This is a genomic window from Streptomyces spinoverrucosus (genome assembly GCF_006539505.1).
GTDB lineage: Bacteria > Actinomycetota > Actinomycetes > Streptomycetales > Streptomycetaceae > Streptomyces > Streptomyces spinoverrucosus.
Genome location: NZ_BJND01000040.1, coordinates 1 through 25,821, shown reverse-complemented (window position 1 = coordinate 25,821; position 25,821 = coordinate 1). Strand labels below are relative to the sequence as shown.

24 protein-coding genes and 1 tRNA gene are annotated in these 25,821 nt (G+C 71.0%); 12 read left to right on the top strand and 13 right to left on the bottom strand.

Features of this window, described 5'->3' with window-relative positions; all coding sequences use genetic code 11:
- Nucleotides 1-226: 226 nt before the first annotated feature.
- The 7 genes from pheA to SSP24_RS25755 all read right to left on the bottom strand — a co-directional run bounded on the left by pheA (nucleotide 227) and on the right by SSP24_RS25755 (nucleotide 7,561).
- On the bottom strand, nucleotides 227-1,159 hold the full coding sequence (pheA, locus tag SSP24_RS25785; RefSeq protein ID WP_141312087.1) for a prephenate dehydratase: 933 nt from the start codon (nucleotides 1,157-1,159) through the stop codon (nucleotides 227-229).
- 51 nt (nucleotides 1,160-1,210) lie between these two features.
- Nucleotides 1,211-2,539: an iron uptake transporter deferrochelatase/peroxidase subunit gene (gene efeB / locus SSP24_RS25780; RefSeq protein ID WP_174864710.1), complete on the bottom strand. Its 1,329-nt coding sequence runs from the start codon at nucleotides 2,537-2,539 to the stop codon at nucleotides 1,211-1,213.
- A gap of 20 nt (nucleotides 2,540-2,559) precedes the next feature.
- A complete protein-coding gene (locus SSP24_RS25775; RefSeq protein WP_141312085.1) occupies nucleotides 2,560-4,503 on the bottom strand; it encodes a copper resistance CopC/CopD family protein in 1,944 nt (647 codons plus the stop codon).
- Between the two features lie 12 nt (nucleotides 4,504-4,515).
- Nucleotides 4,516-4,995: a copper chaperone PCu(A)C gene (locus tag SSP24_RS25770; protein ID WP_141312084.1), complete on the bottom strand. Its 480-nt coding sequence runs from the start codon at nucleotides 4,993-4,995 to the stop codon at nucleotides 4,516-4,518.
- Complete coding sequence (locus tag SSP24_RS25765) at nucleotides 4,992-5,645, bottom strand: SCO family protein (protein ID WP_141312083.1); 654 nt, start codon at nucleotides 5,643-5,645, stop codon at nucleotides 4,992-4,994. The genes SSP24_RS25770 and SSP24_RS25765 overlap by 4 nt, the downstream gene beginning before the upstream one ends.
- A 159-nt stretch (nucleotides 5,646-5,804) precedes the next feature.
- Nucleotides 5,805-6,551 (bottom strand): YcnI family copper-binding membrane protein, encoded by a 747-nt coding sequence (locus SSP24_RS25760; RefSeq protein ID WP_141312082.1) that lies wholly within the window; start codon nucleotides 6,549-6,551, stop codon nucleotides 5,805-5,807.
- Between the two features lie 203 nt (nucleotides 6,552-6,754).
- Nucleotides 6,755-7,561 carry a hypothetical protein gene (locus tag SSP24_RS25755; RefSeq protein WP_141312081.1) on the bottom strand — a complete coding sequence of 269 codons (807 nt, stop codon included), beginning with the start codon at nucleotides 7,559-7,561 and terminating at the stop codon, nucleotides 6,755-6,757.
- Nucleotides 7,562-7,829: 268 nt separating this feature from the next.
- Here SSP24_RS25755 and SSP24_RS25750 point away from each other — a divergent pair, with 268 nt between their 5' ends.
- The 3 genes from SSP24_RS25750 to SSP24_RS25740 all read left to right on the top strand — a co-directional run bounded on the left by SSP24_RS25750 (nucleotide 7,830) and on the right by SSP24_RS25740 (nucleotide 10,225).
- A complete protein-coding gene (locus tag SSP24_RS25750; RefSeq protein WP_141312080.1) occupies nucleotides 7,830-8,279 on the top strand; it encodes an ATP-binding protein in 450 nt (149 codons plus the stop codon).
- A gap of 102 nt (nucleotides 8,280-8,381) precedes the next feature.
- Nucleotides 8,382-9,305, top strand: a complete 924-nt coding sequence (locus SSP24_RS25745) for an intradiol ring-cleavage dioxygenase (protein ID WP_141312079.1) — start codon at nucleotides 8,382-8,384, stop codon at nucleotides 9,303-9,305.
- 11 nt (nucleotides 9,306-9,316) lie between these two features.
- Nucleotides 9,317-10,225 (top strand): triphosphoribosyl-dephospho-CoA synthase, encoded by a 909-nt coding sequence (locus tag SSP24_RS25740; protein ID WP_141312078.1) that lies wholly within the window; start codon nucleotides 9,317-9,319, stop codon nucleotides 10,223-10,225.
- On the opposite strand, the gene SSP24_RS25735 is transcribed toward SSP24_RS25740, so the two are convergent.
- On the bottom strand, nucleotides 10,215-11,681 hold the full coding sequence (locus SSP24_RS25735) for an aminopeptidase P family protein (protein ID WP_141312077.1): 1,467 nt from the start codon (nucleotides 11,679-11,681) through the stop codon (nucleotides 10,215-10,217). The two genes, SSP24_RS25740 and SSP24_RS25735, sit on opposite strands and share 11 nt — an antisense overlap.
- Nucleotides 11,682-11,780: 99 nt before the next feature.
- Nucleotides 11,781-13,289: a PP2C family protein-serine/threonine phosphatase gene (locus SSP24_RS25730; RefSeq protein WP_141312076.1), complete on the bottom strand. Its 1,509-nt coding sequence runs from the start codon at nucleotides 13,287-13,289 to the stop codon at nucleotides 11,781-11,783.
- A 505-nt stretch (nucleotides 13,290-13,794) separates the two neighbouring features.
- On the opposite strand from SSP24_RS25730, the gene SSP24_RS25725 reads away from it, so the two are divergent.
- Together SSP24_RS25725 and SSP24_RS25720 are read left to right on the top strand one after the other, a co-directional pair.
- Nucleotides 13,795-14,460 carry a bifunctional DNA primase/polymerase gene (locus SSP24_RS25725; RefSeq protein WP_141312075.1) on the top strand — a complete coding sequence of 222 codons (666 nt, stop codon included), beginning with the start codon at nucleotides 13,795-13,797 and terminating at the stop codon, nucleotides 14,458-14,460.
- Nucleotides 14,461-14,515: 55 nt separating this feature from the next.
- Nucleotides 14,516-15,124 carry a hypothetical protein gene (locus tag SSP24_RS25720; RefSeq protein ID WP_141312074.1) on the top strand — a complete coding sequence of 203 codons (609 nt, stop codon included), beginning with the start codon at nucleotides 14,516-14,518 and terminating at the stop codon, nucleotides 15,122-15,124.
- A gap of 245 nt (nucleotides 15,125-15,369) precedes the next feature.
- Here the strand turns inward: SSP24_RS25720 and SSP24_RS25715 are convergent, their stop codons facing one another.
- From SSP24_RS25715 to SSP24_RS25705, 3 genes are all read right to left on the bottom strand, one after another.
- The gene (locus SSP24_RS25715; protein WP_141312073.1) at nucleotides 15,370-16,335 is read right to left on the bottom strand and encodes a DUF5926 family protein; all 966 of its coding nucleotides are present in this window, start codon (nucleotides 16,333-16,335) and stop codon (nucleotides 15,370-15,372) included.
- Nucleotides 16,336-16,464: 129 nt separating this feature from the next.
- Nucleotides 16,465-17,103, bottom strand: coding sequence for an ATP-binding protein (locus tag SSP24_RS25710; RefSeq protein WP_141312072.1), 639 nt, complete (start codon nucleotides 17,101-17,103; stop codon nucleotides 16,465-16,467).
- A gap of 139 nt (nucleotides 17,104-17,242) precedes the next feature.
- Nucleotides 17,243-18,070, bottom strand: a complete 828-nt coding sequence (locus SSP24_RS25705) for a glycerophosphodiester phosphodiesterase (protein WP_141312071.1) — start codon at nucleotides 18,068-18,070, stop codon at nucleotides 17,243-17,245.
- Nucleotides 18,071-18,308: 238 nt separating this feature from the next.
- Here SSP24_RS25705 and SSP24_RS25695 point away from each other — a divergent pair, with 238 nt between their 5' ends.
- From SSP24_RS25695 to SSP24_RS25690, 3 genes are all read left to right on the top strand, one after another.
- Nucleotides 18,309-19,790, top strand: coding sequence for a S1C family serine protease (locus SSP24_RS25695; protein WP_141312070.1), 1,482 nt, complete (start codon nucleotides 18,309-18,311; stop codon nucleotides 19,788-19,790).
- Between the two features lie 578 nt (nucleotides 19,791-20,368).
- Complete coding sequence (locus tag SSP24_RS43015) at nucleotides 20,369-20,542, top strand: hypothetical protein (protein ID WP_167529704.1); 174 nt, start codon at nucleotides 20,369-20,371, stop codon at nucleotides 20,540-20,542.
- A 50-nt stretch (nucleotides 20,543-20,592) separates the two neighbouring features.
- Nucleotides 20,593-20,677 (top strand) — tRNA-Ser (locus SSP24_RS25690).
- A 716-nt stretch (nucleotides 20,678-21,393) separates the two neighbouring features.
- Here the strand turns inward: SSP24_RS25690 and SSP24_RS25685 are convergent.
- The gene (locus tag SSP24_RS25685) at nucleotides 21,394-22,257 is read right to left on the bottom strand and encodes a bifunctional DNA primase/polymerase (protein ID WP_141312069.1); all 864 of its coding nucleotides are present in this window, start codon (nucleotides 22,255-22,257) and stop codon (nucleotides 21,394-21,396) included.
- 360 nt (nucleotides 22,258-22,617) lie between these two features.
- Between SSP24_RS25685 and SSP24_RS25680 the strand changes: the two genes are divergently transcribed.
- From SSP24_RS25680 to SSP24_RS25665, 4 genes are all read left to right on the top strand, one after another.
- The gene (locus tag SSP24_RS25680; protein ID WP_141312068.1) at nucleotides 22,618-22,941 is read left to right on the top strand and encodes a hypothetical protein; all 324 of its coding nucleotides are present in this window, start codon (nucleotides 22,618-22,620) and stop codon (nucleotides 22,939-22,941) included.
- A gap of 247 nt (nucleotides 22,942-23,188) precedes the next feature.
- On the top strand, nucleotides 23,189-24,121 hold the full coding sequence (locus tag SSP24_RS25675) for a bifunctional MaoC family dehydratase N-terminal/OB-fold nucleic acid binding domain-containing protein (protein ID WP_373306685.1): 933 nt from the start codon (nucleotides 23,189-23,191) through the stop codon (nucleotides 24,119-24,121).
- Entirely contained in the window at nucleotides 24,118-24,528 is a 411-nt protein-coding gene (locus SSP24_RS25670; RefSeq protein ID WP_141312067.1) for a MaoC family dehydratase, read from the top strand. Before SSP24_RS25675 ends, SSP24_RS25670 begins: the two co-directional genes overlap by 4 nt.
- The gene (locus tag SSP24_RS25665) at nucleotides 24,525-25,673 is read left to right on the top strand and encodes a lipid-transfer protein (RefSeq protein ID WP_141312066.1); all 1,149 of its coding nucleotides are present in this window, start codon (nucleotides 24,525-24,527) and stop codon (nucleotides 25,671-25,673) included. The genes SSP24_RS25670 and SSP24_RS25665 overlap by 4 nt, the downstream gene beginning before the upstream one ends.
- The last annotated feature ends 148 nt before the right edge of the window (nucleotides 25,674-25,821 follow it).

Sequence of the window (25,821 nt, the reverse complement as noted above, 5' to 3'; positions counted from 1 at the left end):
CCCTTACGCCCGCTTTCGAGTGGAAATACATCGCTCCAAAGAGTTGCCCGAAGGAAAAGAGTGGACGAAGGGTGACCTGCGCGCTGGTGGACGCCGGGAGGCCCTGTAGGGCGATTTGTCGACAGGGTCATGGTTCGCTGTCGACTTGTCCCCAGGTCGAGAAGCGGACCTGTGGATAACGCCTGTGGATAACGAAAATACGCAGGTAAGACTGACCGGTGACTGACTAGAACCGGCCGTCCTGGCACCGAGCCACCCAGTCCGCCGCCGACGTGAACTCGTCGTCCGACGTACCGGGCAGCGGAGGCTGCACATCCGCCGGCTTCACGTCCGCGCGGGGGTACGAGCCGAGGAAGCGCACCTGCAGGCAGATCCGCTTGAGCCCCGTCAGCGCCTCGGCGACCCGGCGGTCGGAGATGTGGCCCTCGGCGTCGATGCAGAAGCAGTAGTTGCCGATACCGGCGCCTGTGGGCCGGGACTGGAGCAGCATCAGGTTGATACCCCGGGTGGCGAACTCGCCCAGCAGGTCGCGCAGGCCGCCGGGGTGGTCGTCGCGCTGCCACAGCACCACGGACGTCTTGTCCGCCCCGCTCGGCGCGGCAGGCCGGGCGGGGCGGCCGACCAGCACGAACCGGGTCTGCGCGTTCTCCGCGTCGTGGATCCCGGTCTCCAGGGCCACCAGGCCGTACCGGGCGGCCGCGAACTCACCCGCGAAGGCGGCGTCGTACTGACCCTCCTGGACCAGGCGTGCGGCATCGGCGTTCGAGGCGGCCGACTCCCAGATGGCGTCCGGGAGATGTTTCTTCAGCCAGTTGCGCACCTGCGGCTGGGCCGCCGGATGCGCGGAGACCGTCTTGATGTCCGAGAGCTTGGTGCCCGGCCTGACCAGCAGCGCGAAGGTGATCGACAGCAGCACCTCGCGGTAGATCATCAGCGGTTCGCCCGCGACCAGCTCGTCGAGGGTGGTCGTGATGCCGCCCTCGACGGAGTTCTCGATCGGCACGAACGCGGCCTCGGCCTCACCCGCGCGCACCGCGTCGAGCGCGGACTGCACGGACACGTACGGGATCAGCTCGCGGGTCGCCGCCTCCGGCAGCGTACGCAGAGCTACTTCGGTGAAGGTGCCCTCGGGACCGAGATACGCATAGCTCGCTGGCATGTCCTCACCCTAATGGGCCCCCGGGTCCAAGGAGTGCGCCCGAAGCACCAGTCACCCCTCCAGCAACGCCTGCCCCACATACTCGCCCTCCGCCGCCCCACCCGGCACGGCGAACAGCCCGCTCGCCTCATGCCGGATGAACCGCGACAGCGCGTCCCCCCGGTCCAGCTTCCGCTGCACGGTCACGAACCCCCGCAGCGGATCCGCCTGCCAGCAGATGAACAGCAGCCCCGCGTCCGGCACCCCGTCCCCGTCGAAGCCGTCGTGGTACGAGAACGGACGCCGCAGCATCGCCGCACCCCCGTTCTGGTCGGGTCGGCTGATCCGGGCGTGCGCGTTGATCGGGACGACCAGGTTGCCCTCGGCGTCCGTCTTCTCCAGGTCCATCTCTGTCGTCTCGGACCCGCCCGACAGCGGCGCCCCGTCGGATTTGCGCCGCCCGATGACGTCCTCCTGGTCCTTGAGCGAGAGCCGCTCCCAGTCGTCGAGGAGCATGCGGATGCGGCGTGCGACGGCGTAGGAGCCGCCCGCCATCCATGCCGGGTCGGCCGCACCGGACTCCGGCACGAAGATCCGCCGGTCGAAGTCGGGTTCCGTCGGCTTCGGATTCCGCGTGCCGTCGATCTGGCCCATCAGGTTGCGAGCCGTCATGGGGTGGGCCGTGGCCCCCGGCGACCGGTTGAAGCCGTTCATCTGCCAGCGGACCCGGGCCGCGCTGCCCGCGTCCTTCTGGATCGCGCGCAGGGCGTGAAAGGCGACCAGGGCGTCGTTCGCACCGATCTGCACCCACAGGTCGCCGTCGCTGCGTGCCTTGTCGAGCTGGTCGGAGGAGAAGGCGGGCAGCGGATCGAGGGCGACCGGGCGCTGCTTCTCCAGGCCCGTGCGGCCGAAGAAGCTGTGCCCGAACCCGAAGGTGATCGTCAGCGACGACGGCCCGGCGTCCCGCGCCACATCCGTGTCGCCGTCCCTCGCGGGCTCGCCCGCCATCAGCCGCCGGGCCGTCTCCGACCAGCGGCGCAGCAGCGCGGCCGCCTCCTTGCGGCCCGCGCCGGCCGCCAGGTCGAAGGCGACGAGGTGGCCGCGCGCCTGCATCGGCGAGGTGATCCCGGGCTGATGTTTCCCGTGAAACATCACCTGGTCGGCTCCCAGCGAGGTGAGCGGCGTCGCCTGCGCGGGCGCGGCGGCGTACCCGACGGCACCGCCCGCCGCACCCAGGACCAGCCCGGTGGCACCGGCAGTACCGAGCAGCGCCCGCCGCGAGAGGCCCTCCCTGGGGAGGGCGTCCGCTGAAACGGCCCCCATTGGAGGCGTCTCAGACGTCTCAGGCGTCCCGGCGGTGCGAGCCTTCGGAAGGGACTGGTCAGCCGTGTGGTCGGCCATGTGCTCAGCCATGGTGATGTTCAGCCGATCTGCGCGTTCTTGGAGATGGTCACCTGGTCGATGTCGGAGGTCCGCACGGTCACGGCGATCTTCCATTCGCCCGCCATGGGGATCTGCACTCCGCTGGCCGACCAGTGTCCGGTGGTGATGTGGTCGGGGGTGACGGGCAAGGGCCCGATGTTCTTGGACTCCAGGGTGAAGGCGACCTTCACCTCGGGGATGTCGAAGGCCCGCCCATTGGGGCGCTGTACGTAGACATGCATCTCGTTGCCGCCCACGCGCGCGGGGTCGATGTCGACCCGTACGACGCCCTTGCCGTCCGTGCCGCCCGTGTCGAAGGCCATGTCCAGGGTGACCACCCCGGCGGCCGAGGCCGCGGCGGACGACGAGGACGCGGCGGCCGCCTCGGCTTCCTCCACGGTGCGCCCCGGCTCGGTGGACGTCAGAACGGTCGTCACCGCGAGCAGGACCACCGCGACGCCCGCCTCGGCCAGCACCGAGCGGCGCAGCCCGTAGCGGTTCGGATCGGCGTCCCGCTCGCGCTTCTGCCGGGCCACGTCCACGGCGGCCCGCTGCCGCGCGAGCTGGGCGGCCCGCTTGGAATCCCCGGAACCGGGCCCGGCGCCCTTGGAGCCGCCACTCGAAGTCGACGCCCCCTTGGAGCCGCCACCGGAAGTCGACCGCGCCGCGGCCTCGGCTCGCTCCCGCCGCTTCCCCACCCCACCAGCGACCACGGCGTCCGCCAACCGCCCGGTCCACCGCCGCGAAATCCACGCGACGCCGACCAGCAGCACCACCAGCCCCACCTTGACCAGCAGCAACTGGCCGTACTGCGTCCCGGTGAGCGCCGACCAGGAGCCGACCTGCCGCCACGACTGGTAGAGGCCGGTCGCGACCAGCGCGATCACACTGCCGAAGGCGACCTGCGAGAACCGCCGTACCGCACTCGCCTGAAGCGGAGTCTCCGCCGGCGCCCAGTACAGGGAGACGAGCAGCGCGCTCAGCCCACCGAGCCAGGCCGCCACCGCCAGCAGATGCACCACGTCCACCGGCATCGCGATCCCCGGCTGCAACCCAGTGGACGCGTGCTCGGCCATCGCCCAGCTCGCGGCGATCCCCGCGGCCACGACACCCCCGCCGAGCGCCAGCCCGAACGTCAGATCCCGCTTCTCGTCGTCGTCCCGTTTGTCGTACGCCCCGAAGAGCACGGCGATGAACAACGCCGCCGCCGCGAGCAGCAGCAACCGCGAGACCAGCGCCGCCCCCGTCTTGGTCTGCAGCACCTGCCCGAGCAGATCGAGGTCGAAGACCTCGCCGAGCGCCCCGGATCGCGTGTACGAGCCGCGCAGCAACAGCAGCCCCAATGTCGCCGCCGTGAGGGTCACCCACCCGGAGACGACGAGCCGCTGCACCGCCCGCACGCCCGAGCCGCGCGGCCAGCACGCCAGGACGAAGGCGGCCCCGCCCGCCAGCAGAATGAACCCGGCGTACGACACATACCGCCCGAATCCGTACAGCCACCCGACGACCCCGCCCCCGGCCGTCTGCTCGGTCACCGAGACGGAGGTCGAGGAGGGCGCGCCGATGGAGAAGGTGTAGGCGCCGGAGACGGGATGGCTGTCGGCGGACACCACCTGATAGGCCACCGTGTACGTGCCGTCGGGCAGGCCCGAGTGCAGTTTCACGGCGTACGTCGTCCCGCTGACGTTGCTCGCCTCGCCGGTGTCGGCCCGCTTGCCCTTGGGGTCGAGCACCTGGAGCGAATCGTCGGAGAGCGAGACGGTTTCGGAGAAGGTGAGCGAGACCTGCGCCGGGGCCTTGTCGACCACCGCCCCCTGCTGGGGGTCGCTGCCGGTCAGCGCGGCATGCGCGGAGGCGGGTGCGGCGCCGCCGAGGAGCAGCCCGGCGGCGGCCAGGAGCAGCAGCACCAGGCTCCGGACGCGGGGAGCGATGGTCGGTGTCAAGGTGGTCCTCCCTCAGTGCCCGGAATGCGGGGTGTACGTCGCGGACTTCACCGGCATCTTCACCGTGACGGGGTCGGACTGGGCGAAGTGCAGTTCGACGGAGACCGTCTCGCCCTGCTTCGGCTTGCGCTTCAGCTTCTCGAACATCAGATGGTTTCCGCCGCTCTTCAGCACGAGTTCTCCGTGTGCGGGCACCGGGAGTTCCTTGACCTCCTGCATCGCCGAGTCGACCGTCTCGTGCACGGTCACCTCGCCGATGTCGCTGGTCACGGAGGTCAACGCGTCGGCCGTACCGCCCTTGTTGGCGATGGTCAGAAAGCCCGCCGCCATGGAGTCCGAGACGGGCTGCGGCATATAGGCGGCGCTGACGGAGATTTCCGCCTTCGAGCCCGCCTTCGATTCCGCTTTGGAGTCCGCCGCCGAGTCCGAACCGCACCCCGCGAGCGCCAGCGCCCCGGTCAGCAGGGCCGCCGTCACCGCCGTACGCCTCACGGCTTCTCCCCCTTGACGAGCTTGGGGAGGTCCTTGATGTAGTCGTCGACGGTGGCGTCCTCGCCGTAGAGCACGTACCCCGCGTCGGTCTTCGGCGAGAAGGCGACGACCTGGGTGCCGTGCGTGGAGACGATCTTGCCCTTCTCCTTGTGCGGCGGCTCGATGGTGATGCCGAGCGTGCGGGCGGCGGCCTGGATGGTGTCGAAGTCGCCGGTCAGGCCGATGACTTGGGGATCGATGCCCTTGAGCCACTTGCCGAGCGCGGCCGGGGTGTCCCGGTCCGGGTCGGTGGTGACGAACACGATCCGCAGCTCGTCCTGCTCCGCCTTGGGCAGCTTGGTCTTGGCGACGGCGATGTTGTTCATCGTCAGCGGGCACACGTCGGGGCAGTTGGTGTAGCCGAAGTAGATCAGCGTCGGCTTGCCCGCGGTCTCCTTGCGGAGGTCGTACTTCTCGCCCTTCGTGTCGGTCAGCACCAGATCGGGCTTCTCGAACGGCTGGTCGAGGACGGTGGCCGCCTTGTCGGAGCCCGCGTCCTCGGAGACCACGGAGACGGGCGAACCGGCGTCTTCACCACCGCCGCCGCAGGCGGACAGGGTCAGGGAGGCGGCGGCGAGCAGCGCGGCCGCCGCGAACGTCTTCTTGCGCATAGAAAAATTTCCCAGATGTGAGATATCCGGCGTACGCCGGGGGCGTGCAGCGATGCCTTACGGCTCGTGCGGCGATGCCTAACAGGTCGTGCGGCGATGCCTAACGGGTCGTAGGACACGTGCCGTGCGCCCCCGCGCACACCGTCGGAGGGGGAGGCGTCAGGCGGTGGTGTCGCGCCGGCGGCCGGCCAGGACGCCGTACGCCACACCGGCCGCGCCGACGACGATGCCGACGACGCCGAGGACACGGGCGGTGGTGTCGGTGCTGTCGGCCGGCTCGGCGGCCTCGGCGGTGGTGTTGGCGGCGGCGGCCGAGGCGTCGTCGGAGGGCTCGTCGGAGGCCGTGGACCCGGAGCCGTGGTGGTCGTCCTCGGCGGCGGACAACTCCAGCACGGGCGCCGGGTTCTCCGGCTCCTCCTGGCCCTCCTGCGGCACCTCGATCCAGCGCACGACCTCGTCGTTGGAGTACGTCTGGATCGCCTTGAAGACGAGTTCGTCGGCGTCCTCGGGCAGGGCGCCCACGGAGACGGGGAACTTCTGGAAGTAGCCCGGCTCGATGCCCTTGCCGTCGGCGGTCCAGGTGACCTTGGTGACCGCCTCGGTGATCTGCTGCCCGTGCGCCTCGATCGGCTTGTCCAGCGTGGACTTGGTGACCTTGGCCTCCCAGCCCGGCACCGGCTCAGGCATCACCGACGACAGCGGGTGCTCGGTCGGGAAGCTGACCTCCAGCTTGGTGGTCGAGGCGTTGTCGCGCTCGTTGGGGACCTTGAAGTCGACGACCGCGTAGCCGCCCTTGGCGGCCGTGCCCTCCGGCTGCACGGTGACGTGCGCGAAGCAGGGGGTGGACAGGACGAAGACGGCCGAGACGGCGACGGCACCGGCGGCGGCGAGACGGGAAGCCTTCATGGCGATGAGCACTCCACTTCGAGTGAGATTCCGTTGGTGAAGAGGGGTACGCGCGCGTGCGGGTGCCTGTTGAGGGCCCCACGGAAAACGAGCCTCGCGGAATACGAGCCTTGCGGAATACGAGCCTCGCGGAAAACGAGAGGTACGCGCGCGTGCCGCGCGACGGCGGCGGCCCACGGAAGGAAGTGGCGGCGCGCGTCGCGTCAGGCAGCGAGAACGAGCACGGCGGCAGGCGGTCCCCGCCGGATCACCGTGTGCTGGAGTGCCGTGGTACGAGGCTCGGGTACCGCGCGTGCGGGAGCGCACCGGAAGCGCGGGCGGGCGTCCGGCGTCCCCAGGAGCCCGGCACGCAGGGCGCGCGCCAGCGCGAACGCCGCGCGCAGGGATCGTACGGGCGCCCCCTCCGCGACCGAATGCGCCGAGAGCTCGGCGATCCGCAGCAGGGCGAGGTCCCCGCGGCGCAGCAGCCAGCCCGCGACGACCGCCGCGAGGACGTGAACGAGCAGCATGGGCAGGGACGGCAGCAGCGCGGCGGAGGGGTCGGCGGTGGCGGACATGGCGTCCGGGTGCTGCCCGGCGTGCCCACCCTGTTCGGGCTGATACAGCCGGGCCTCTACGAGGATCCGCTGCGCCTGCGCCGGACTGAGCGCCGCCGCCGTCGTTCCACACACCAGCCGGGCGGCCTGCGCGACCAGCGTGGCGTCGCTGTGTGCGGCATCGGTCGCCGCCGTACCGTGCTGCCCCAGCCCGAACAGCGTGTGCAGCACGGTCTGTCCGACCGCCAGCAGCGCAGCGATCCCCGGTAGCGAGCGCGCCCGCCCGGCGAGCGGCACCGCGACCGCGAGCACGCCCAGGAACCCCGCGCCCAGCGTCCACAGCGGAACCGTGGCGCAGGAGGCGATGGCGTGCCCGGCCCCGGACAGCACGACGCAGACCGCGGCGAAGACCGCGGCCCGCAGTATCCGGAGCCCGGCTCCGGGGCGCGCTGTGCGCGGGTGGGGGGCAGACATGGCGGGCTCATCATCGCACTGGGCTTATCGCGGCCATACGGCAGGTCCGCAAGATTCCGTACGATCCGGAAGGTCCCCTTCTGTGCCGGTCTGCCCGGCGCGCCTGCTACCGCCGGTCACCCGTCTGGAACACTCAGGTCCCACATACACCGCCGGCCACACTCAGCACATCCCCCGTATGGGCGGCATCACGTTGAATCCGCGCTTACATACGCGTACGCGCGGTAATACGTAACGGTATGTCGAGCCGCGGCCAGGAGGCTGGAGCATGAGCATCTGGTGGTCACTCCATCTGCGGCGCGAAGCCGCGAGCGTGCCGCTCGCCCGGCGCCTGCTGCTCGGCACGATGGAGACGGCGGGCGTCGACCCCGATGTCTCCTACGACCTCTCCGTCGCCCTCACCGAGGCCTGCGCGAACGCCGTGGAGCACGGCGGGGACACCGCACACGGCAGCTCCTCGGGGGCGTACCGGGTCACCGCCTATCTCGACGGCGAGAAGTGCCGCATCGAGGTCACCGACTCCGGCCCGGGCTTCGCCCGCCCCCACCCGCGTCCGCTTCCCGCCCGCACCGACGCCGAGCACGGCCGCGGCCTGTGCCTCATCGAGGAACTGGCCGACCACGTCCACATCGGCAACAACCCCGGCCGGGACGGGGCCGTGGTGAGCTTCGACAAGATCCTCAAGTGGAGAGAGGACGCGCCGCTGATGGCGGTGTAGCGCTGAAGCAGCGGCCCAGTCGGGGAAGCTCCCTCGGCATTCACAGGCCACGCTCAGCCGGGCCCCAACTCCCTGACTGGTGACCTCCCTACGTTCCTGCCCATGACGGAGAATCACCAGCAGGGAACCCACAAAGACACCTCGATCACCCGGCGCCGGGCCATCGCGGTCACCGGCGGCACGGTCGTGGCCGGCGGCCTCGGCGTCGCCGGATACCAGACGGCCTACGCCGAGACGACCGGGACCACGACCGCCACGACCGCCACGGCCACCACAGCCTCCGCGACCTCGACCAGCTCCAGCACCTGCATGCAGCTGATGTCGAGCGTCACAGAGGGCCCCTACTACCTCGACGGTGCCTTGGTGCGCAAGGACATCACCGAGGGCAAGAGCGGCGTCCCGCTGACGCTGCGCCTGACCGTCGTCGACGCCACCGACGGCTGCACCCCCGTCCCCGGCGCGGCCGTGGAGATCTGGCACTGCGACGCCTGGGGCTACTACTCCGGCTACACCACCGCCAACCCCGGCGGCTCGGCCCCCGCCGAGAGCGAGGACGGCTCCACCGCCAACGACAACACCTACCTGCGTGGTTACCAGATCGCCAATGCCAACGGGGTGGTCAAGTTCGAGACGATCTTCCCCGGCTGGTACACCCCGCGCACCTGCCACATCCACGTCAAGGTGCACACGGGCGGCGAGAAGGAGGACGGCACCTACGAGGGCGGCAAGGTCAACTACACCGGCCAGCTGTTCTTCGACGACGAGATCGCCCAGGAGATCTTCACCCTGGAGCCGTACTCCCAGCACACCGGCAGCTACACCACCCTCGACAACGACATGGTCTACGACGGTGGCGGCGCCGTCGGCGGCCTGCTCACCCTGAAGGCGGTCAAGAAGGCCGACCCGTCCCGTGGTTACAAGGGCTTCCTCACCTTCGCCATCGACCCCGACGCCGAGAACACCGGCGCGGGCGGCGGCGGGGAGGGCGGCACGCCTCCGAGCGACGCCCCCTCCGCATCCTCCTGAGGGGTACGGCCATGACCCGCCGCCACGACGAGGCGCTGGCGCAGGCCGCCGTGGACGCGCTGACCGTGCAGCTGGCGCTGGCTCCCAAGCCCGGCCTGCCCGACCCCCGCGACCTCGCCGCCCGCACCACCGGCCGGGACCACCGCAGCCTGCGCTGGTCGGCCAAGGCACTGGCCCCTGGGCTGGCGGCGATGGCCGCGTCCGCCCGCCGCACCGGCGCACCCACGCCCCACCTGCGCGCGGAGCTGGGCGCGATCGGCCGCGGCACCGAACACTCGGTGGCCCTGGCGGGCGGCGGCCATCGGGGCGCCCTGTGGACGCTGGGCCTTCTGGTCGCCGCCTCGGCCCTCACCCAGGGGGCCGGTGCGCGGGAGGTGATGGCGGCCGCAAAGCGCATCGCCGCCCACCCGGACCGCCGGGCCCCGCTGCGGCCGTCCCGCGGCTCCACGGTCTCGGCGAAGTACGGCGCCGCGGGCGCCCGGGGCGAGGCCCGCGCCGGATTCCCTCACCTACGCCGGGCGCTGGACGCGCTCACAGTGTCCCGCTCGGCCGGCGCCACCGAACCACAGGCTCGCCTGGACGCCCTGCTGACGGTGATGTCGACCCTCCAGGACACCGAACTCCTGCATACCGCGGGCCCACTCGGCCTACGGCATGTCCAGGAGGGTGCCCGCCGGGTCCTGGATGCGGGCGGTACGGCGACGAAGGCGGGCGCAGAGGCTCTGGAGTCCCTGGACGCCGACCTGCAGGCACGCGAGTGGAGCCCAAGGGGCAGCGCGGCCCTCCTGGCGGGCGCCCTGTTCCTGGACGCCCGCCAGGGGCGCGAGGAACTGCGCGACCAGCCTCAACGAACCCGCAGACCGCAACGATGGCCGAACACCCACTTGGTATCCGGCCATCACCCACACCTCACCCCTTGAGCGAGGCCATCCACTCCTCAATCTCATCCGCCTGCCGAGGCAGCGCAGCGCTGAGGTTCCGGTTCCCGTCCTCGGTCACCAGGATGTCGTCCTCGATCCGGACGCCGATCCCCCGGTACTCCTCCGGCACGGTCAGGTCATCGGCCTGGAAGTACAACCCGGGCTCGACGGTCAGACACATCCCCGGCTCCAGCACACCATCGACGTAGGTCTCGGTCCGCGCCGCCGCACAGTCGTGCACGTCCATGCCGAGCATGTGCCCGGTCCCGTGCAGCGTCCACCGCCGCTGAAGCCCCAACTCCAGCACCCGCTCGACCGGCCCCTCGACAAGCCCCCACTCGACGAGCTTCTCGGCGAGCACCCGCTGCGCCGCGTCATGGAAGTCCCGGTACTTCGCCCCCGGCTTCACCGCCGCGATCCCGGCCTCCTGGGCCTCGTACACCGCGTCGTAGATCTTCCGCTGGATCTCGCTGAACCGCCCGTTGATCGGCAGCGTCCGCGTCACGTCCGCGGTGTAGTACGTGTGCGTCTCCACGCCCGCGTCCAGCAGCAGCAGATCACCCGACCGCACGGGCCCGTCGTTGCGCACCCAGTGCAGCGTGCAGGCGTGCGGCCCGGCCGCGCAGATGGAGCCGTAGCCCACGTCGTTGCCCTCGACCCGCGCGCGGAGGAAGAAGGTGCCCTCGATGTAGCGCTCACTCGTCGCCTCGGCCTTGTCGAGGACCTTCACCACGTCCTCGAAGCCCCGCGCGGTCGAGTCGACGGCCTTCTGCAGCTCGCCGATCTCGAACTCGTCCTTGACCAGCCGCGCCTCGGAAAGGAAGACCCGCAGCTCCTCGTCCCGCTCGGCGGTGACCTTGTCGGTCAGCGCGGCCTCGATGCCGGCGTCGTACCCGCGTACGACCCGCACCGGGCCGGTCGCCTCGCGCAGCTTGCCGGCCAGCTCGCGGACGTCCGACGCGGGGATGCCGTACAGCTGCTCGGCCTCGGCGAGCGAGTGCCGGCGGCCGACCCACAACTCGCCCTGCCCGTTCAGCCAGAACTCGCCGTTCTCGCGGTTCGAACGCGGCAGCAGATAGATCGTCGCCTGGTGACCGTCGGCGACCGGCTCCATGACCAGGACGCCGTCCTCGGTCTGGTTACCGGTGAGGTACGCGTATTCGACCGACGCGCGGAAGGGGTACTCCGTGTCGTTCGAGCGGGTCTTCAGGTTGCCCGCGGGGACGACCAGGCGCTCGCCCGGGAAGCGCGCGGACAGCGCGGCGCGGCGGGCAGCGGTCTCGGCGGCCTGGGGGATCGGCTCCAGGTCGCGCAGCTCGGTGTCGGCCCAGCCGGACTTCATGTTCTCGGCCAGCTCGTCGGACACGCCCGGGTACAGGCCGTTCTTGCGCTGCTTGACGGGCTCTTCCTCAGAAGCCTCCACCGGGGTCTCCGGGAGCTCTTCGGCCACGGTCATCCTCCTCGATACGGCACTGGACCTCCTCCATCGTACGGTCGCACGAAAGGGGGCCCAGGGCCGAAGGACCTGTTACCGAGCTCGCCCGGGAGGCGCGCGTCACTCGAACCGCGCCGCCAGCAGCACCACGTCCTCCTCGTTGTCCGCCGAGTCCAGCCCGTCCGGCAGCACGGTCCGCAGGACATGGTCGACGAGCGCGTCCGGATCCCGGCGCTTGGCCCGCGGCAACCCGGCCGCCGCCGCGTGCAGCCGGGCGAACGCGCGGTCCACGGGGTCGCCGGTGCGCTGGAGCAGCCCGTCGGTGTAGAGCAGAACCGTCTCTCCGCGCTCCGCCTGCACCTCCACGCTGGGCGCCTCCCAGCAGGCGAGCATCCCGAGCGGCGCCGAGACCGACGTCTCCACGAACTCCGTGCGCCGCTCCCCGATCAGCAGCGGCGGACTGTGCCCGGCCCCCGCCAGCGTGATCTTGTGCACTGCGGGCTCGACGTAGGCGAACAGGGCGGTGGCCGAACGGGCGGGCTCGGTCAGCCGGAGCAACAGCTCGAGGTCGGACAGGACGGCGACCGGGTCCTCGCCCTCCATCACGGCGTACGCGCGCAAGGACGCCCGCAGCCGTCCCATCGCGGCGACCGCGCTGGGCCCCGACCCGGTGACGGACCCGACGGCGAGACCGAGGGCCGCGTCCGGCAGCGGCAGCGCGTCGTACCAGTCGCCGCCGCCGCGTGGGCCGGTGCGGTGCCGGGCGGCGAGCTGGACGCCACAGACGCGGGGGAGCCGGGAGGGGAGCAGTTCCTCGGAGATGGTCGCCATGCACGCGCGCGTGCGCTCGACTTCGAGCAGCCGGGCGAGGTGTTCGCCGGCGTAACGGGCGTACAGGCCGACGAGGTGCCGCTGCCGTTCGGCCGGCTCGGCGGGTTCGTCGTAGAGCCACACTGCGGCGCCGAGGCGGTCCGCGGCGTCGGTGGACAGGGGGAGGGCGTAGCTGGCGGCGTAGCCGAGGCGGCGGGCCACCTCGCGGTGGCGGGGGTCGAGGCCGTCCTCGGCGAACAGATCGGGCCGGACGATCTCCCGGACGCCACCCGGCGGCCCGACGGGAGCGTCGAGCAGATCGCCGTACGGCATCGAACCGCGCGGCACGGTCTCGATGTGTCCGAGATCCGCCGGGGCGAGGCCCAGACCGATGGTGCTGCGCGGGCCGAGGCCGTCGGCCGGTTCCAGTACGACGAGCCCGCGCCGGGCGCCCACCAGGGCCGCTCCGGCGCGCAGCAGTTCCTGGAGCGCGTCGGCCAGGGTGCCCGTACGGGCCAGGCGTTCGGTGAGTTCGTGCAGCGTGGTGAGGTCGGAGACCCAGCCGGCGAGCCGGTCCTGGAGCAGGGCGCCGGGGCCGGTGGTGACGGCGGAGGTGGTCGGGGAGGAGGGCGCGACAGTGTGTGCGGGTGCCGGAACCGTTGAATCGATTCCAGCCACTTTCGGAGGGTGCGGGGCGTTCATGGCGTCCGGCTTTCCGACCGGTGCATTTCGCTCAAAAGCATCGCAAACCCCCATGTCATTTTGCGCCGCTAGCAGTGTCTCCACATCTACACGCAGTCGTGAGGAGATGTCCAGCATTGTCCTGCTGGGATTCCTGGTGTCCGTGGTTCTGTTGTGGCTCCGGGACCGGATCTCCCGGGATCTCTTGCGGAAAGCGGAAGTTGGCTGAAAACTGCTTCAGGTAATGCCCTATTGCGGTCGACTGGGCTTGCTCGACGGAGCGTCACAGCGGTCGTGATGGGTACGTACTCGGTGAAGGCCAGGGGTGGTTGGGGGGCACCCGGAACCTGGTGACGGAGCCGGGCGTCTTAGCCACCGACGACCGAGCCCCATCCTCCCGTGACGGCGGCGAAGAGAAATACGCGGGACGGCAAACGCCACACTTCGCCACCCCACGCCACGCCCATGCTTTTGGTAGACGCAGTATGGACGCGGTCGCAGCCAACGCTCGGCCCATAGGGGCTCCCCGTGCTCGATAGCCGGGGTGTGATGCGCCAACAGGTACGCACAGTGAAGTGATCGACACATGGTGTGATGTGGACCACGGTGTTGCCAGGCGTGCAACGGAAAGGAACGAGCGCTCATGCGCGAGATCCTCGGAAGGCGACGCAGGCTCCTGTCCAGGCGGAACGACGGGAGGCCTGAGGTGATCAGCGCGGCCCTGACCTTCGCGACGGAATGGAAATGGCCCGTACTCCCGGGCGTCACGGCGGACCCGCAGGGCCGGGCCCGCTGCGGCTGCCCGGACCCGGAGTGCACGGTGCCAGGCGCGCACCCCTTCGACCCCGGGCTGCTCGCGGCCACCACCGACGAGCGCATGGTGCGCTGGTGGTGGACCAACCGGCCCACGGCGCCGATCATCCTGGCCACCGGCGGCAACGCACCGTGTGCGGTCAGCCTGCCGGCTCCCGCTGCCGCTCGTGCCCTGGCCGCGCTGGACCGCACCGGGATGCGTCTCGGCCCGGTCCTCGCCTCCCGCACCCGCTGGGCCGTGCTGGTCCGGCCGTACTCCATGGAACAACTGGGCGAACTGCTCTACGCCAAGGACTTCGTCCCCGGCTCCCTGCGCTTCCACAGCGAGGGCGGCTATCTCGCGCTGCCGCCGTCCGAGACCGGTCAGGGGCAGATCCGCTGGGAGCGCGCACCGCTGCCCGGCTCGGCAGCTCCGTGGGTGCCCGATGTGGAGGCCGTGGTGGACGCCGTGGTCGACGCCCTCACTCGTACGGGTGTGAGCGCGCCCGAGTTCTGAGGGTGTCGGGCGCGCGCGGGACCGGGCGCCCCGTTCTGGTCGTTATCGTCCCCTCATGAATCTCCGCCTTCTCGCCCTCGGGGCGGTCGTGACGTGCGCGATCGCGCTGCCGCTGGCCATGGCGTCCGCGGGACCCGTGGGCGACGACCATGAGTCCGGGGCCGTACGGGTGTCGGGGCGCGGGGATGCCAAGGTGCCGGGCGCCGAGGAGTCGCGCGGTGACGCCGAGGTGTCTCGCGACGACGGCGAGGCTCCCGGCGAGGAGGCCGCCGCGTCCGACCCCGCCCGCTCCCCCTCCCTGCTCGGCCTCGGCCTGGCCACCGCCACCCGCTGCGGACCCGAAGTCACCTCCCCCACCGGCATCGAGGCACAGACCTGTGTGCTGACGCAGGGCGAGGAGTCCTGGGCGCGCACCTACTACCGCAACCCGACCGGCGAAGCCCTGGACGCCGTACTGAGCCTGATGGGGCCGAACGGGCGGACGGTGCAGATGCGGTGCCCGGTGGGCGCCGAGGACGAGTCGGCCAGTTGCGAGACGCCTCGGGAGCGGATGCGGGGCGAGCCGACGGCGTACTCGGCGGTCGCGGAGTTCGCGGCCCGCGGCGGACAGGGCTCGTCACTGCTGCGTTCGGGGAGCAACTCCTGGGCGCCTACGGGCAGTTGATCAACGGCGGCGTTGCGTGAGTGTCTCCGCACATGGAAAGACCCGGTTGCTGGCGACGGGGGATGCACCAGCAACCGGGCTACTGGAACGGTAACAAGAGATCGGCGGTTCGCAAATTCGATCTCCCGTTTTCCTCGGTTATTCGGACACCGACTGGCTTGTTGGCAGCGGGAGTTGTGACGGCTCACCGGATCCGGTGAGCCGCCCGGCTGACCGACTAGTCAGCTGCCGAGCCGACCTGGGCGTCAGCTGAGGGTCACCTGTCGGTTGGTCAGGCCGCCGCGCGCGCGGCGCTCGTCCGCGGTGAGCGGCGCGTCCGTGGCCAGCGCGGCGGCGAGCCGCTCGGCGAACTCGGCCGCCGGCTTCTCGATGTCATCGGCGGTGACACCGCTCGGCAGATCCCACACCGGCACGGTCAGACCGTGCGCCCGGAAGGAGCCGACGAGCCGGGTGCCCTCACCCAGGTTGGACCGGCCGGCCGCGTGCAGGCGCGCGAGGGCGTCCAGAAGCTGCTCCTCCGGGTGCGGCATGACCCAGCGCAGGTGGTTCTTCTCCGGGGTCTGGCACCAGTACGCCGCGTCGACGCCCTGCAGCTTGACCGTGGGGATGGCGGCGGCGTTGGCACGCTCCAGGGAGGCGGTCACGTCCGGCGTGGCGCTCTGGGGGTCCGGCACCCAGAACTCGAAGCCGGGGTGCACGACAGGCTCGAACGGGGCCTTGGGGTCGAGCAGGTCCTGCAGGCGGGGCCCCTCGGCGGGGGCGCGGCGGCCCTTCACCGGGGTGCCGGGCTGCGCCTGGAGCGCCCGCAGCAGCGTGTCGGCGAGGTCGCGGCTGATGTCGCCGGAGGCGGTGTCGTTCTGCAGGCCGAGCAGGACCGAGCCGTTGTCGCGGCGCAGGGCGGGCCAGGCCATCGGCAGCACCGTGGCGAGCGTGACCGAGGGGACGCCCTCGGGGAGGCCGTCCTTCAGGGTCAGCTCTGCGGTGGCCGCCGGGACCAGCTCGCGCAGGGCGACCCAGTCGCACTCGCCGGGCAGGCCCTCGAACGGGCGATGCACCAGCTCGGTCGCTGCCTGTGCGGCGGCCCGGCCGTGGCACGCCTTGTAACGGCGTCCGCTGCCGCAGGGGCAGGGCTCACGGGCGCCGACCACCGGGATCTCTCCATCCGTGAGCTGCGGGCGCGTGGCCTTCGTCTGGGGTCGCTTCTTGGCCATGGTGGGTGTCTCCCGGTTACGGCTCGTCTCGTACGGCGGGAGCCTAGCCGCTTGTGCGCGGGGGGAACGGGACCCTGTGGATGACGGGGGCGTTGTGGACAACGTGGCGGAGAAGACGTCGCCGTCGTCTCAGTCCAGGTCGTCGAACGCGTCGGCGAAGTCCAGCTCGGGTATGGCCGAGACCGGCGGGGCCGTGACACGCGTAGCGAAGTCGTCGCGCCGGTGCCCCGCAGCGGGATCGTGCACGCCGTCGTGGACCACGACCCAGACCGTGACCTCGCCCTGGGCGTCGTCCCGTACGCCCCAGTCGTCGGCCAGTGCCGTGATGATGTTCAGCCCGCGGCCGCCGTGTGCGGTGACCGAAGGGGTCGACGGGGCCGGACGGGTCGGTCCGCCACCGTCCGTCACCTCCACGACCAGCCTGCCGCCCGGGTCCACGCGCCACGCGGCCCGGACGTCACCGTCCCCGGCCAGGGCGTCGCCCAGTGGCCGGCCGTGTTTGCACGCGTTGCTCAAAAGTTCGGAAAGGATCAGTACGGCATCGTCGATGACCGCTTCCGTCACGCCACCTCTGCGCAACTGATCGCGCATCCGGTGCCGCGCCTTCCCCACGCCCGCAGGGCCATGGGGTACGGCCATGCTCGACGACGTGGGCACCTCCTGTGCCACCACCAACGCCACCCCCGAGACCTCCTTCGCCCCACGCCACGGTGTGGATGCCCCATTGGCCTGTACCGGAAACCGGCCAATCCATGTCCGGCGACGCATTCGCAACAATCGAATACGGACCGAACGCGCCGGAGCACTCCCCGTAATGGACCGGTCAGCGTGTGGCTGGATTTCGACGGTGTAGCCGAGACCGGAGGATGGTGCAGGCGGGCCCGAAGGTCAAGGTTCGTTTCATGGGTCAGCGACCCAGCTGGTCCAGCACCGCGCGCGGGCGGTTGGTGATGATGGCGTCAATGCCCAGGTCAACGCAGAGATCGACGTCCGCGGGCTCGTTCACGGTCCACACGTGCACCTGGTGCCCGGCCCGCTTCAGCCGCTCGATGTATGTCGGGTGATTGCGCACGATCCGGATCGAGGGGCCCGCGATCCGGACACCATTGGGCAGTCGTCCGTCGCGCAGCCGGGGTGAGAGGAACTGCATCAGATAGACCGTCGGCAGCGTCGGCGAGGCCGCCCGGATCCGTTGCAGGGAGCGCGCCGAGAAACTCATGACGCGCACCGCGGACTCCTCGGAGGTCGCCGGAGCGTCCAGCCCGAACCGCTTCAGGAGCGTCAGCAGCCGCTCCTCCACCTGCCCGGCCCATCGTGTGGGGTGCTTGGTCTCGATCGCCAGCTCCACCCGCCGCCCGGAGTCCGCGACGAGGGTGAGCAGCCGCTCCAGGGTGAGTACGGAGGTCTCCGCCGGGTCCTCCGGGCGGTGCACCCAGTCGGGCTCCTCGTCCCGGTGGTGCAGTGACCCGCGGTACTTCCAGGAGCCGAAGTCCAGGGCGGCGAGATCGGCCAGCTCCAGCGCGGAGACCGCGCCGCGACCGTTGGACGTACGGTTGATGCGGCGGTCGTGGACGCACACGAGGTGTCCGTCGGCGGTCAGCCGGACATCGCACTCCAGGGCGTCCGCCCCGTCCTCGATCGCCTTCCGGTACGCGGCCAGGGTGTGCTCGGGGGCGTCCTCCGAGGCACCGCGGTGGGCGACGACCTGGATCCGGTGCTGTCGTGCGTGGGTCACCGCGTCATGGTGCCACCGGGGCGGGGTAGCCGTGGGGGCGGAGGTGGTTCGGCCGCGGTGGGAATGCGCACTTTTAGTCGGACTGGTCCTATGTAAAGGTGAGTCGGACTCCCACAGCTACCGCTTATGGTGCCCTGACGTCCTGTGGGAAAAGCTGACGGCATACAAAATTCACAAGCGAGCACAGGCGCAGCGCATCGCCGCCTGACCGAACAGCAGTGGACCGAGGAGAAAAGCTGTGAGCACCGAGAACGAGGGCACTGCGGTACCCCCGGCCCCGTCCGCACCTCCTGTGCCGGTGGACACCCCCGCAGCCTCCCCGCGGCAGCCCGCACCCGCGCCCGCCCACGCCCCCGAGGCCGACGCGCCGACGACACCGATGCCCGTCACACCTCCGGGCGCCCCCGGCGCACCGGAGCAGCCGCCGCACGCCCCCGGTGCACCGGTGTACGCGTCGGCGACCCCTCAGGGCGGCTCCCCGAACACCGCGCCCGAGGGCGGCTGGCCGCCCCCGCCGCCTACGCACGCGTACCCCGACCAGGGCACCGGCGGAGCGGGTGACGGCTCCGGCTGGGGAACCTCGTACGCTCAGCCCGCGCCGAAGCCCGGCGGCCGGCGCGGTGGTCTGCTCGCGGCGGTCCTGGTGGCCGCGCTGGTCGCGGGCGGCCTGGGCGGCGGTCTCGGCTACACATTGGCCAGGAACGACGACACCAGCTCCACCACCGTCTCCGCCCCGGACAGCGGCGGCGACTTCAAGCGCGATGCCGGTACGGTCGCCGCGGTGACCGCCAAGGCCTTGCCGAGCACGGTCACGATCGAGGCCGAGAGCAGCAGCGGCGAGGGCGGCACGGGCACGGGCTTTGTCTTCGACACCGAGGGCCACATCGTCACCAACAACCACGTGGTGGCGGACGCGGTCGACGGCGGCCAGCTGACGGCCACGTTCCCGGACGGCAAGAAGTACGACGCCGAGGTCGTCGGCAACGCGCAGGGCTACGACGTGGCGGTGATCAAGCTCAAGAACGCGCCCTCTGGCCTGAAGCCGCTCACCCTCGGCGACTCCGACAAGGTGGCCGTCGGTGACGCCACGATCGCGATCGGCGCTCCCTTCGGCCTCTCGGACACGGTCACGACAGGCATCATCAGCGCCAAGAACCGCCCGGTGGCCTCCAGCGACGGCACCGGCAGCCAGGCGTCGTACATGAGCGCCCTGCAGACCGACGCCTCCATCAACCCCGGCAACTCCGGCGGCCCGCTGCTGGACGCCAAGGGCAATGTCATCGGCATCAACTCCGCGATCCAGTCCAGCAGCAACGGCGGCTTCGGCACCGGCCAGTCCGGCTCCATCGGCCTGGGCTTCGCCATCCCGATCAACCAGGCGAAGTACGTCGCCCAGGAGCTGATCAAGAACGGTAAGCCGGTGTACGCGAAGATCGGCGCGTCCGTCTCCCTGGAGGACACCAGCGACGGCGCGAAGATCACCGACACGGGCGCGGGCGGCACGGATCCGGTCGAGGCGGGCGGCCCCGCCGACAAGGCCGGCCTGAAGCCCGGCGACGTCATCACCAAGCTCGACGACACGGTGATCGACAGCGGCCCGACCCTGATCGGCGAGATCTGGACCCACAAGCCCGGCGACAAGGTCATGATCACCTACGAACGCGACGGCAAGACCAACACGGTCGAGGTCACCCTGGGTTCCCGGGTGGGCGACAGCTGACCTCACGGGCCTGGCCTCAAGGGGTGTCCCTCAGGGAGGGGCACCCCTTCGGCATGCGGTCTGTCCCGGTTGGCCTGCTGAGGTTGATCTTGACCAAGCGGGCACGGGACGGGTACGCCGGCACAGGCCGTGACCGAAACCGAGGACGGCGTGGTGACGGTCAGCGCCCCGAACCAGGCGACTGGCTCTGTCACCGCCACCAGCGAGGGAAGCGGTTCCCTGAGCCTCCTGCTTGCCTGCGCAGCAGCGCTTCGGGCTCGACCTGCCGCAGGGCGCGCAGATCGCGGAGGACGGGGAAGGGGGGTTCGAGATCACCAAGGAGACCGCGGAAGGCGTGCACGTCACGCTCGGTACGGTGGAGGCGCCCTGGGCAAAGGACGCCAACGGCGCGCCCGTGCCGACCAGTTACAGGCTGGACGGCGACGACATCGTCCAGACCGTCGAGGCCGCCTACTTCAACAAGGGCGAGACGAAGAAGATCGCGAACAACGGAGCGCTCGTCGCGATGGCCAGCTGGGCCCTGCCGCCCGGGCCGTCGCGATCCGGCTCCTTGTGGGGCGGACGTCGATCGTGCGGCCGTGGCGGGACGTGCCCTCGATCGCAGCCGTGCCGGGGTGGCCATCGCCGTTTACGCGGCGGCCGCCGCAGCTCATGTGGAGAGTCGGCTCGCCCTCAGCTCGGCCTTGCTGTGGTTCGCGGCCGCGATCACCAGTGCCCACGCCGTGCGGGAATCCCGGCGCTCGCACGGCTGACGCGTGGGGCCGGTACGCTGTATCCGCTCCGCCACAGGTGGCGGGGCGGAGGTGGGTTGCCCGAGCGGCCTAAGGGAACGGTCTTGAAAACCGTCGTGGCGCGAGCCACCGTGGGTTCAAATCCCACACCCACCGCAGGTGAACGGCCCCTGACCTGGGATTGAGGTCGGGGGCTTGTTCATGTCCGAGTACCGTAGAGCACTGCGATTCCCTGTGAGTTCCCGGGCGATCGGGCACGCGAGGGGCACGCGTCGCTTCTCACTCCTGGGCCCAATCGAACGGCATGGGGGCGCCTGGCGGGATCACCCACGGGCGGGGGTACCGGGCCCGACAGCCGGTGCAGCGTGCGACAAACGGTCCTATCTCGGGGTTGGTCAGAACGCTGTAGTGACTGGACGCCTCGGCGGGGAGCACGTAGCCGTTCGCTGTCGTCTCCAGACCAGGCCAAGCCGGAGAGCACTGGCAGAGCTGTTCTACTGCGAATGACGCGCCCGCAGCAGTCTTCGTCGTGCGCTTGAACAGGTCGGTGAAGGTCTCACGTATGGACACGGCAGACTCGCGTTTCGAAGCGGGTGATCTGGGGGCGCTGACATTACAGCGCGGTCGGCGGAGCGGCTTTGGGCGGGAGCTGCCAATGGCGCCTCTTCGCAGCGACTGCGCCTACTCCGACGGTGCAACGGTGGAGCACATCTCCATGTCGATCAACGTGCTCGTCTGCGTGCTCACAGGTCTTGCCACAGGACCGGGTCATGAGCCTCGTCCACCGCCGTGGAGTGGAACGCCCCCCCCACGCACCCCACCGCCGGCAGCGCCTCCACCGGCCCGAACCCACCGGCCTGATCATGGGCGTTTCACGGCCGCCCCGTCAGCCGTGCCGCCGACGCGATCGTCGCTCGGGCCTCCCGTTCGGTGAGCCCCGTCCCGAGGGCCGCCTCGAGGAGGGCCGGGATCAGGTCGGGGGTCAGGCCGTTTTCGTAGGCGCGGCAGGCTGCCCAGAAGAGGCGGGTGTTGCGTTGGCCCTCGTGTGCCGCGAGGACGAACTGGACGAGGCCTTGGCCGTGGCCGGCGGTCCGGCCACTCGGTGTGGACGGCGTGCGCGGTGGGGGGAGCAGGAGGCGCAGTAGGGCCGGTGGGCAGGGGGCCGGGGCCAGGTGGGCCGTGCCTGGTGCCGTGCCGTAGACCCCGTGGTCGGTGCGGGAGCCGGGGCCGACGAGGTAGCCGCCGGCGCCGCGGATGTCGATGCCGGGGGCGAGGCGGCCGGCCGAGTTGGGGACGGCCACGTCCGGCGGTCCGGTCAGCCACAGGTGGCGGCCGCCGCTGGGGGTGAGGACGACCACCGTCTCGGGGATCGTGAACAGGTGCCGCAGCGCCAGTTCGCGCAGGGCGGCCGAGGAGTCCGTACCCGACTTGGTGTCCAGGTCGATGCCGATGAGGTGGTGTGGGGGCAGGCCGCAGGCGATGCCGTAGCCGGTGGCCCAGGGGGCGGCGGCGAAGAGTTCGCGGATTCGGCGCGGGTCGGTCGAGGCGTCGTACACGCCGTGTCCGAAGCGGCCGCACTCACCGTGGCAGGCGGGGGCCGTCGGGTCGGCGTGGTGGGGGGAACGGAGGGCCGGGAGTTTGGTCCGGGAGAGGGGGATGACGGCCAGGCCGCGCTCGGCGGCTGACAGGGCGTGTGCGAGGGCCAGCGTCGTGGCCTGCCGGTCGATGGTGGCCATGGATTTATTTTCGTACGAGTGTTCGAAGAAGGGAAGAGGGGGAGCGCGCGCCGCGCCGGGGGGCAGGGGATTGTCCGGAAGGTTGGCGGAACGCTTCATCCCTTGTGCCGCTTGGGGGCGAGGCGTCCTGTGTGTCCTGAAGTGAGGGGTCAGCGTGACCTAGGGGGTTTATCGACTTGTCATCACGCTTGAGGGCGAATAGCGCCTTCCGGGATGGTTCGCCGGGGATTCGGTGGGCAATTCTGATCACGCGACGTCGTGCTCACACCGCCGGGGCGGTCGGCCAACTGCCCTGGTCCACGCAGTACTTCACGCTCACGGCCGTCCGGCCGGGCGTATTTGCTACTGGAGGAAGCAAACATGGCAAGTATCCGTACCGCCCGCGTTGTCGCCGCAGTCTCCGCCCTTCCGCTCGCAGCCGCCCTCTTCGCCGGTGTTGCGACGGCGGACAACGGCTCCTTCGCGGACAACGGATCGACCGCCTCCGTCACCAACGCGTTCGCGGGCATCATCGGCAGCGGTGTCGGCGACGACAACAGCGGCAACTCGTCCACCACCCAGCAGCAGGCGGTCGGCGCCGGCGCCTCGAACCAGAGCAACACCGCGCAGGTCGACGACTCGGCGTACACGGCCCTCCAGCAGGGCAACGAGAACGTCGCCGTCAACTTCTACCCCTGGTGGTGATTTGAGGGGGTCGGCGCACCGGCGCCGGCCCCCTCGACTTCCGTGTGGGGTGTGCTCAGTGGGGTGAACAAGGTCAGTCCGCGCGGCGGTGCTTCGGCGCCGCCGCGCAGGCGTTTCAGCGGACAGGTGCTTCCGTCGGGCAGGTGTTTCATCGGGCGGGCGTTTCATCGGTGGGTACCGGCCTTGACAGGCAGTGGTTATCTGACGGACAGTCAGAAGCTGCCCGAGGGAAGGGGGTACGACGGCCATGGACGGCATGGATCGCACCGGCGACGACGACCTCTTCGCGCGCCTCAAGGCCTACGAGGGCCGCCCCGCCACCCTCGCCGGCACCGGCAAGGACCCCGTCAACCTGCCCATGATCCGCCACTGGTGCGAGGCCCTCGGCGACACCAACCCGGCCTACACCGGCCCCGGCGCCATCGCCCCGCCCACCATGCTCCAGGCCTGGACGATGGGAGGACTCGCAGGCCATACGACGCGGACACCGGCGTACGACGAACTCCTCGGCCTCCTCGACGAGGCCGGCTGTACCTCGGTCGTCGCCACCGACTGCGAGCAGGAGTATCTGCGCCCCCTGCGCCCCGGCGACGAGATCACCTTCGACACGGTGATCGAGTCGGTGTCGGTGAGGAAGACCACCAAGCTCGGCACCGGCTACTTCGTCACCACCCGCACCCGCATCCACGCCGGTGGCGAACTCGCCGGTACGCACCGCTTCCGCATCCTCAAGTACGCCCCCGCCCGCCGGAAGAAGGCCCCGGCCGACACCCGGCCCCGCCCCGTCGTCAACCGTGACAACGCCGGTTTCTGGGAGGGCGTCCAGCGGCACGAGCTGCTGATCCAGCGCTGCGCCGACTGCCGCACCCTGCGCTTCCCCTGGCTCCCCGGCTGCGACGCGTGCGGCGGCCTGGACTGGGACACCGTCCGCGCGGCCGGGGACGGCACGGTCCATTCGTACGTCGTCATGCACCATCCGCCCTTCCCGGCCTTCGACCCTCCCTACGCCGTCGGCCTGATCGAGCTGGTGGAGGGCGTGCGGATCGTCAGCAACGTGGTCGGGGTGCCGTACGACAAGGTGCGCATCGGGATGCCGGTGCGGCTGGAGTTCCGGCGGTACGACGACGAGTTGGTGCTGCCCGTGTTCCGAGGAGAGCTGTTTCGAGGAGGGCTGTCGTGAACGTGGGTGACGAGCTGCCGGTGCTGGAGATCGAGGTCACCCGCACGCTGATCGTGGCCGGGGCGATCGCCTCGCGGGACTACCAGGACGTGCACCACGACCCGGAAGTCGCCCGGCAGAAGGGCTCCCCGGACATCTTCATGAACATCCTGACCACCAACGGCCTGGTCGGCCGCTACATCACCGACCACTTCGGCCCCACCGCCGTCCTGCGCAAGGTCGCCATCCGGCTCGGCGCGCCCAACTACCCCGGCGACACCATGGTGCTGACCGGCCGCATCGAGGCGATCGACGGACCGACGGCCGTGGTCCGGGTGACCGGCGACAACGGCATCGGCCGGCATGTCACCGGCACGGTGACCCTCACGCTGCCCGCCGGGGGCACCTCGGCCAGGGGCACCTCATGAGGGCGGCGATCGCCGGGATCGGCGCCACCGACTTCTCCAAGGACTCCGGGCGCAGCGAACTGCGTCTGGCCGTCGAGGCCGTGCGGGCGGCGCTCGACGACGCCGGGCTGACGCCGGACGACGTGGACGGCATGGTGACCTTCACCATGGACACCAACCCGGAGATCACCGTCGCCCGGGCGTGCGGCATCGGCGAGCTGTCCTTCTTCTCCCGCGTCCACTACGGCGGCGGCGCGGCGTGCGCGACCGTGCAGCAGGCGGCGTTGGCGGTGGCGACCGGGGCGGCGGAGGTGGTGGTCTGCTATCGCGCGTTCAATGAACGTTCGGGGCGGCGCTTCGGTTCCGGCGTCCGGCATCGGGAGCCGTCGGCGGAGGGCGTGGCACTGGGCTGGGTGATGCCGTTCGGGCTGTTGACGCCCGCGTCGTGGGTGGCGATGGCGGCCCAGCGGTATCTGCACACCTACGGTCTGACTCCCGAGGAGGCCTTCGGGCCGGTCGCCGTCACCGCCCGCCGGTACGCCGCGGCCAACCCGGCGGCGTACTTCCACGGCCGCCCGATCACACTCGCCGACCATGCCGCCTCCCGCTGGATCGCCGAGCCGCTGCGGCTGCTGGACTGCTGCCAGGAGACGGACGGCGGCCAGGCCATCGTCGTCACCTCGCTCGAACGCGCCCGGGACCTGCCGCACACTCCGGCCGTGATCGCGGCGGCCGCGCAGGGCGCGGGCCGGGGGCAGGAGCAGATGACGAGCTTCTACGCCGGTGATCTGACCGGGCTGCCGGAGGCGGCGGTGGTGGCGCGGCAGCTGTGGCGGACGGCGGGGTGCGGTCCGGCCGACATCGACGTGGGGATCCTGTACGACCACTTCACTCCCTTCGTGCTCCTGCAACTCGAGGAGTACGGGTTCTGCGGGCGCGGTGAGGCGGCCGGTTTTGTCGCCGAGGAGCGGCTGCCGCTGAACACGCACGGGGGGCAGCTCGGGGAGGCGTACCTGCACGGCATGAACGGGATCGCGGAGGCGGTACGACAGCTGCGCGGCACGTCCGTGAACCAGGTGCCCGGGGCGGAGCGGGTGCTGGTGACGGCGGGGACGGGCGTGCCGACGTCGGGGCTGGTGCTGACGGCGGGGGATGACGCCCGATGAGAGACCCTTGACCGCCTGACGGCTTGGAGGTGATCCCCTCCAAGCGCGCCCCCTGACCGCCTGACCACCGGGAGGCGAGCGCCCCCTCAGAGACCTTTGACCGCCTGACGACCGGGAGCGAGCGCCCCAGCGGGCCGGAGCGTCCGAC

Bases quoted from the DNA above. Each gene is read 5' to 3' on its own strand.
- SSP24_RS25745 (WP_141312079.1), top strand. From the start codon at position 8,382: ATGACGGAGAATCACCAGCAGGGAACCCACAAAGACACCTCGATCACC.
- SSP24_RS25680 (WP_141312068.1), top strand. From the start codon at position 22,618: ATGGCAAGTATCCGTACCGCCCGCGTTGTCGCCGCAGTCTCCGCCCTT.
- SSP24_RS25755 (WP_141312081.1), bottom strand. From the start codon at position 7,561: ATGTCTGCCCCCCACCCGCGCACAGCGCGCCCCGGAGCCGGGCTCCGG.
- SSP24_RS25715 (WP_141312073.1), bottom strand. From the start codon at position 16,335: ATGGCCAAGAAGCGACCCCAGACGAAGGCCACGCGCCCGCAGCTCACG.
- SSP24_RS25730 (WP_141312076.1), bottom strand. From the start codon at position 13,289: ATGCTGGACATCTCCTCACGACTGCGTGTAGATGTGGAGACACTGCTA.
- SSP24_RS25725 (WP_141312075.1), top strand. From the start codon at position 13,795: ATGCGCGAGATCCTCGGAAGGCGACGCAGGCTCCTGTCCAGGCGGAAC.
- SSP24_RS25750 (WP_141312080.1), top strand. From the start codon at position 7,830: ATGAGCATCTGGTGGTCACTCCATCTGCGGCGCGAAGCCGCGAGCGTG.
- pheA (WP_141312087.1), bottom strand. From the start codon at position 1,159: ATGCCAGCGAGCTATGCGTATCTCGGTCCCGAGGGCACCTTCACCGAA.
- SSP24_RS25735 (WP_141312077.1), bottom strand. From the start codon at position 11,681: ATGACCGTGGCCGAAGAGCTCCCGGAGACCCCGGTGGAGGCTTCTGAG.
- SSP24_RS25675 (WP_373306685.1), top strand. From the start codon at position 23,189: ATGGACGGCATGGATCGCACCGGCGACGACGACCTCTTCGCGCGCCTC.
- SSP24_RS25760 (WP_141312082.1), bottom strand. From the start codon at position 6,551: ATGAAGGCTTCCCGTCTCGCCGCCGCCGGTGCCGTCGCCGTCTCGGCC.
- SSP24_RS25685 (WP_141312069.1), bottom strand. From the start codon at position 22,257: ATGGCCACCATCGACCGGCAGGCCACGACGCTGGCCCTCGCACACGCC.
- efeB (WP_174864710.1), bottom strand. From the start codon at position 2,539: ATGGCCGACCACACGGCTGACCAGTCCCTTCCGAAGGCTCGCACCGCC.
- SSP24_RS25765 (WP_141312083.1), bottom strand. From the start codon at position 5,645: ATGCGCAAGAAGACGTTCGCGGCGGCCGCGCTGCTCGCCGCCGCCTCC.
- SSP24_RS25665 (WP_141312066.1), top strand. From the start codon at position 24,525: ATGAGGGCGGCGATCGCCGGGATCGGCGCCACCGACTTCTCCAAGGAC.
- SSP24_RS25710 (WP_141312072.1), bottom strand. From the start codon at position 17,103: ATGCGTCGCCGGACATGGATTGGCCGGTTTCCGGTACAGGCCAATGGG.
- SSP24_RS25720 (WP_141312074.1), top strand. From the start codon at position 14,516: ATGAATCTCCGCCTTCTCGCCCTCGGGGCGGTCGTGACGTGCGCGATC.
- SSP24_RS25740 (WP_141312078.1), top strand. From the start codon at position 9,317: ATGACCCGCCGCCACGACGAGGCGCTGGCGCAGGCCGCCGTGGACGCG.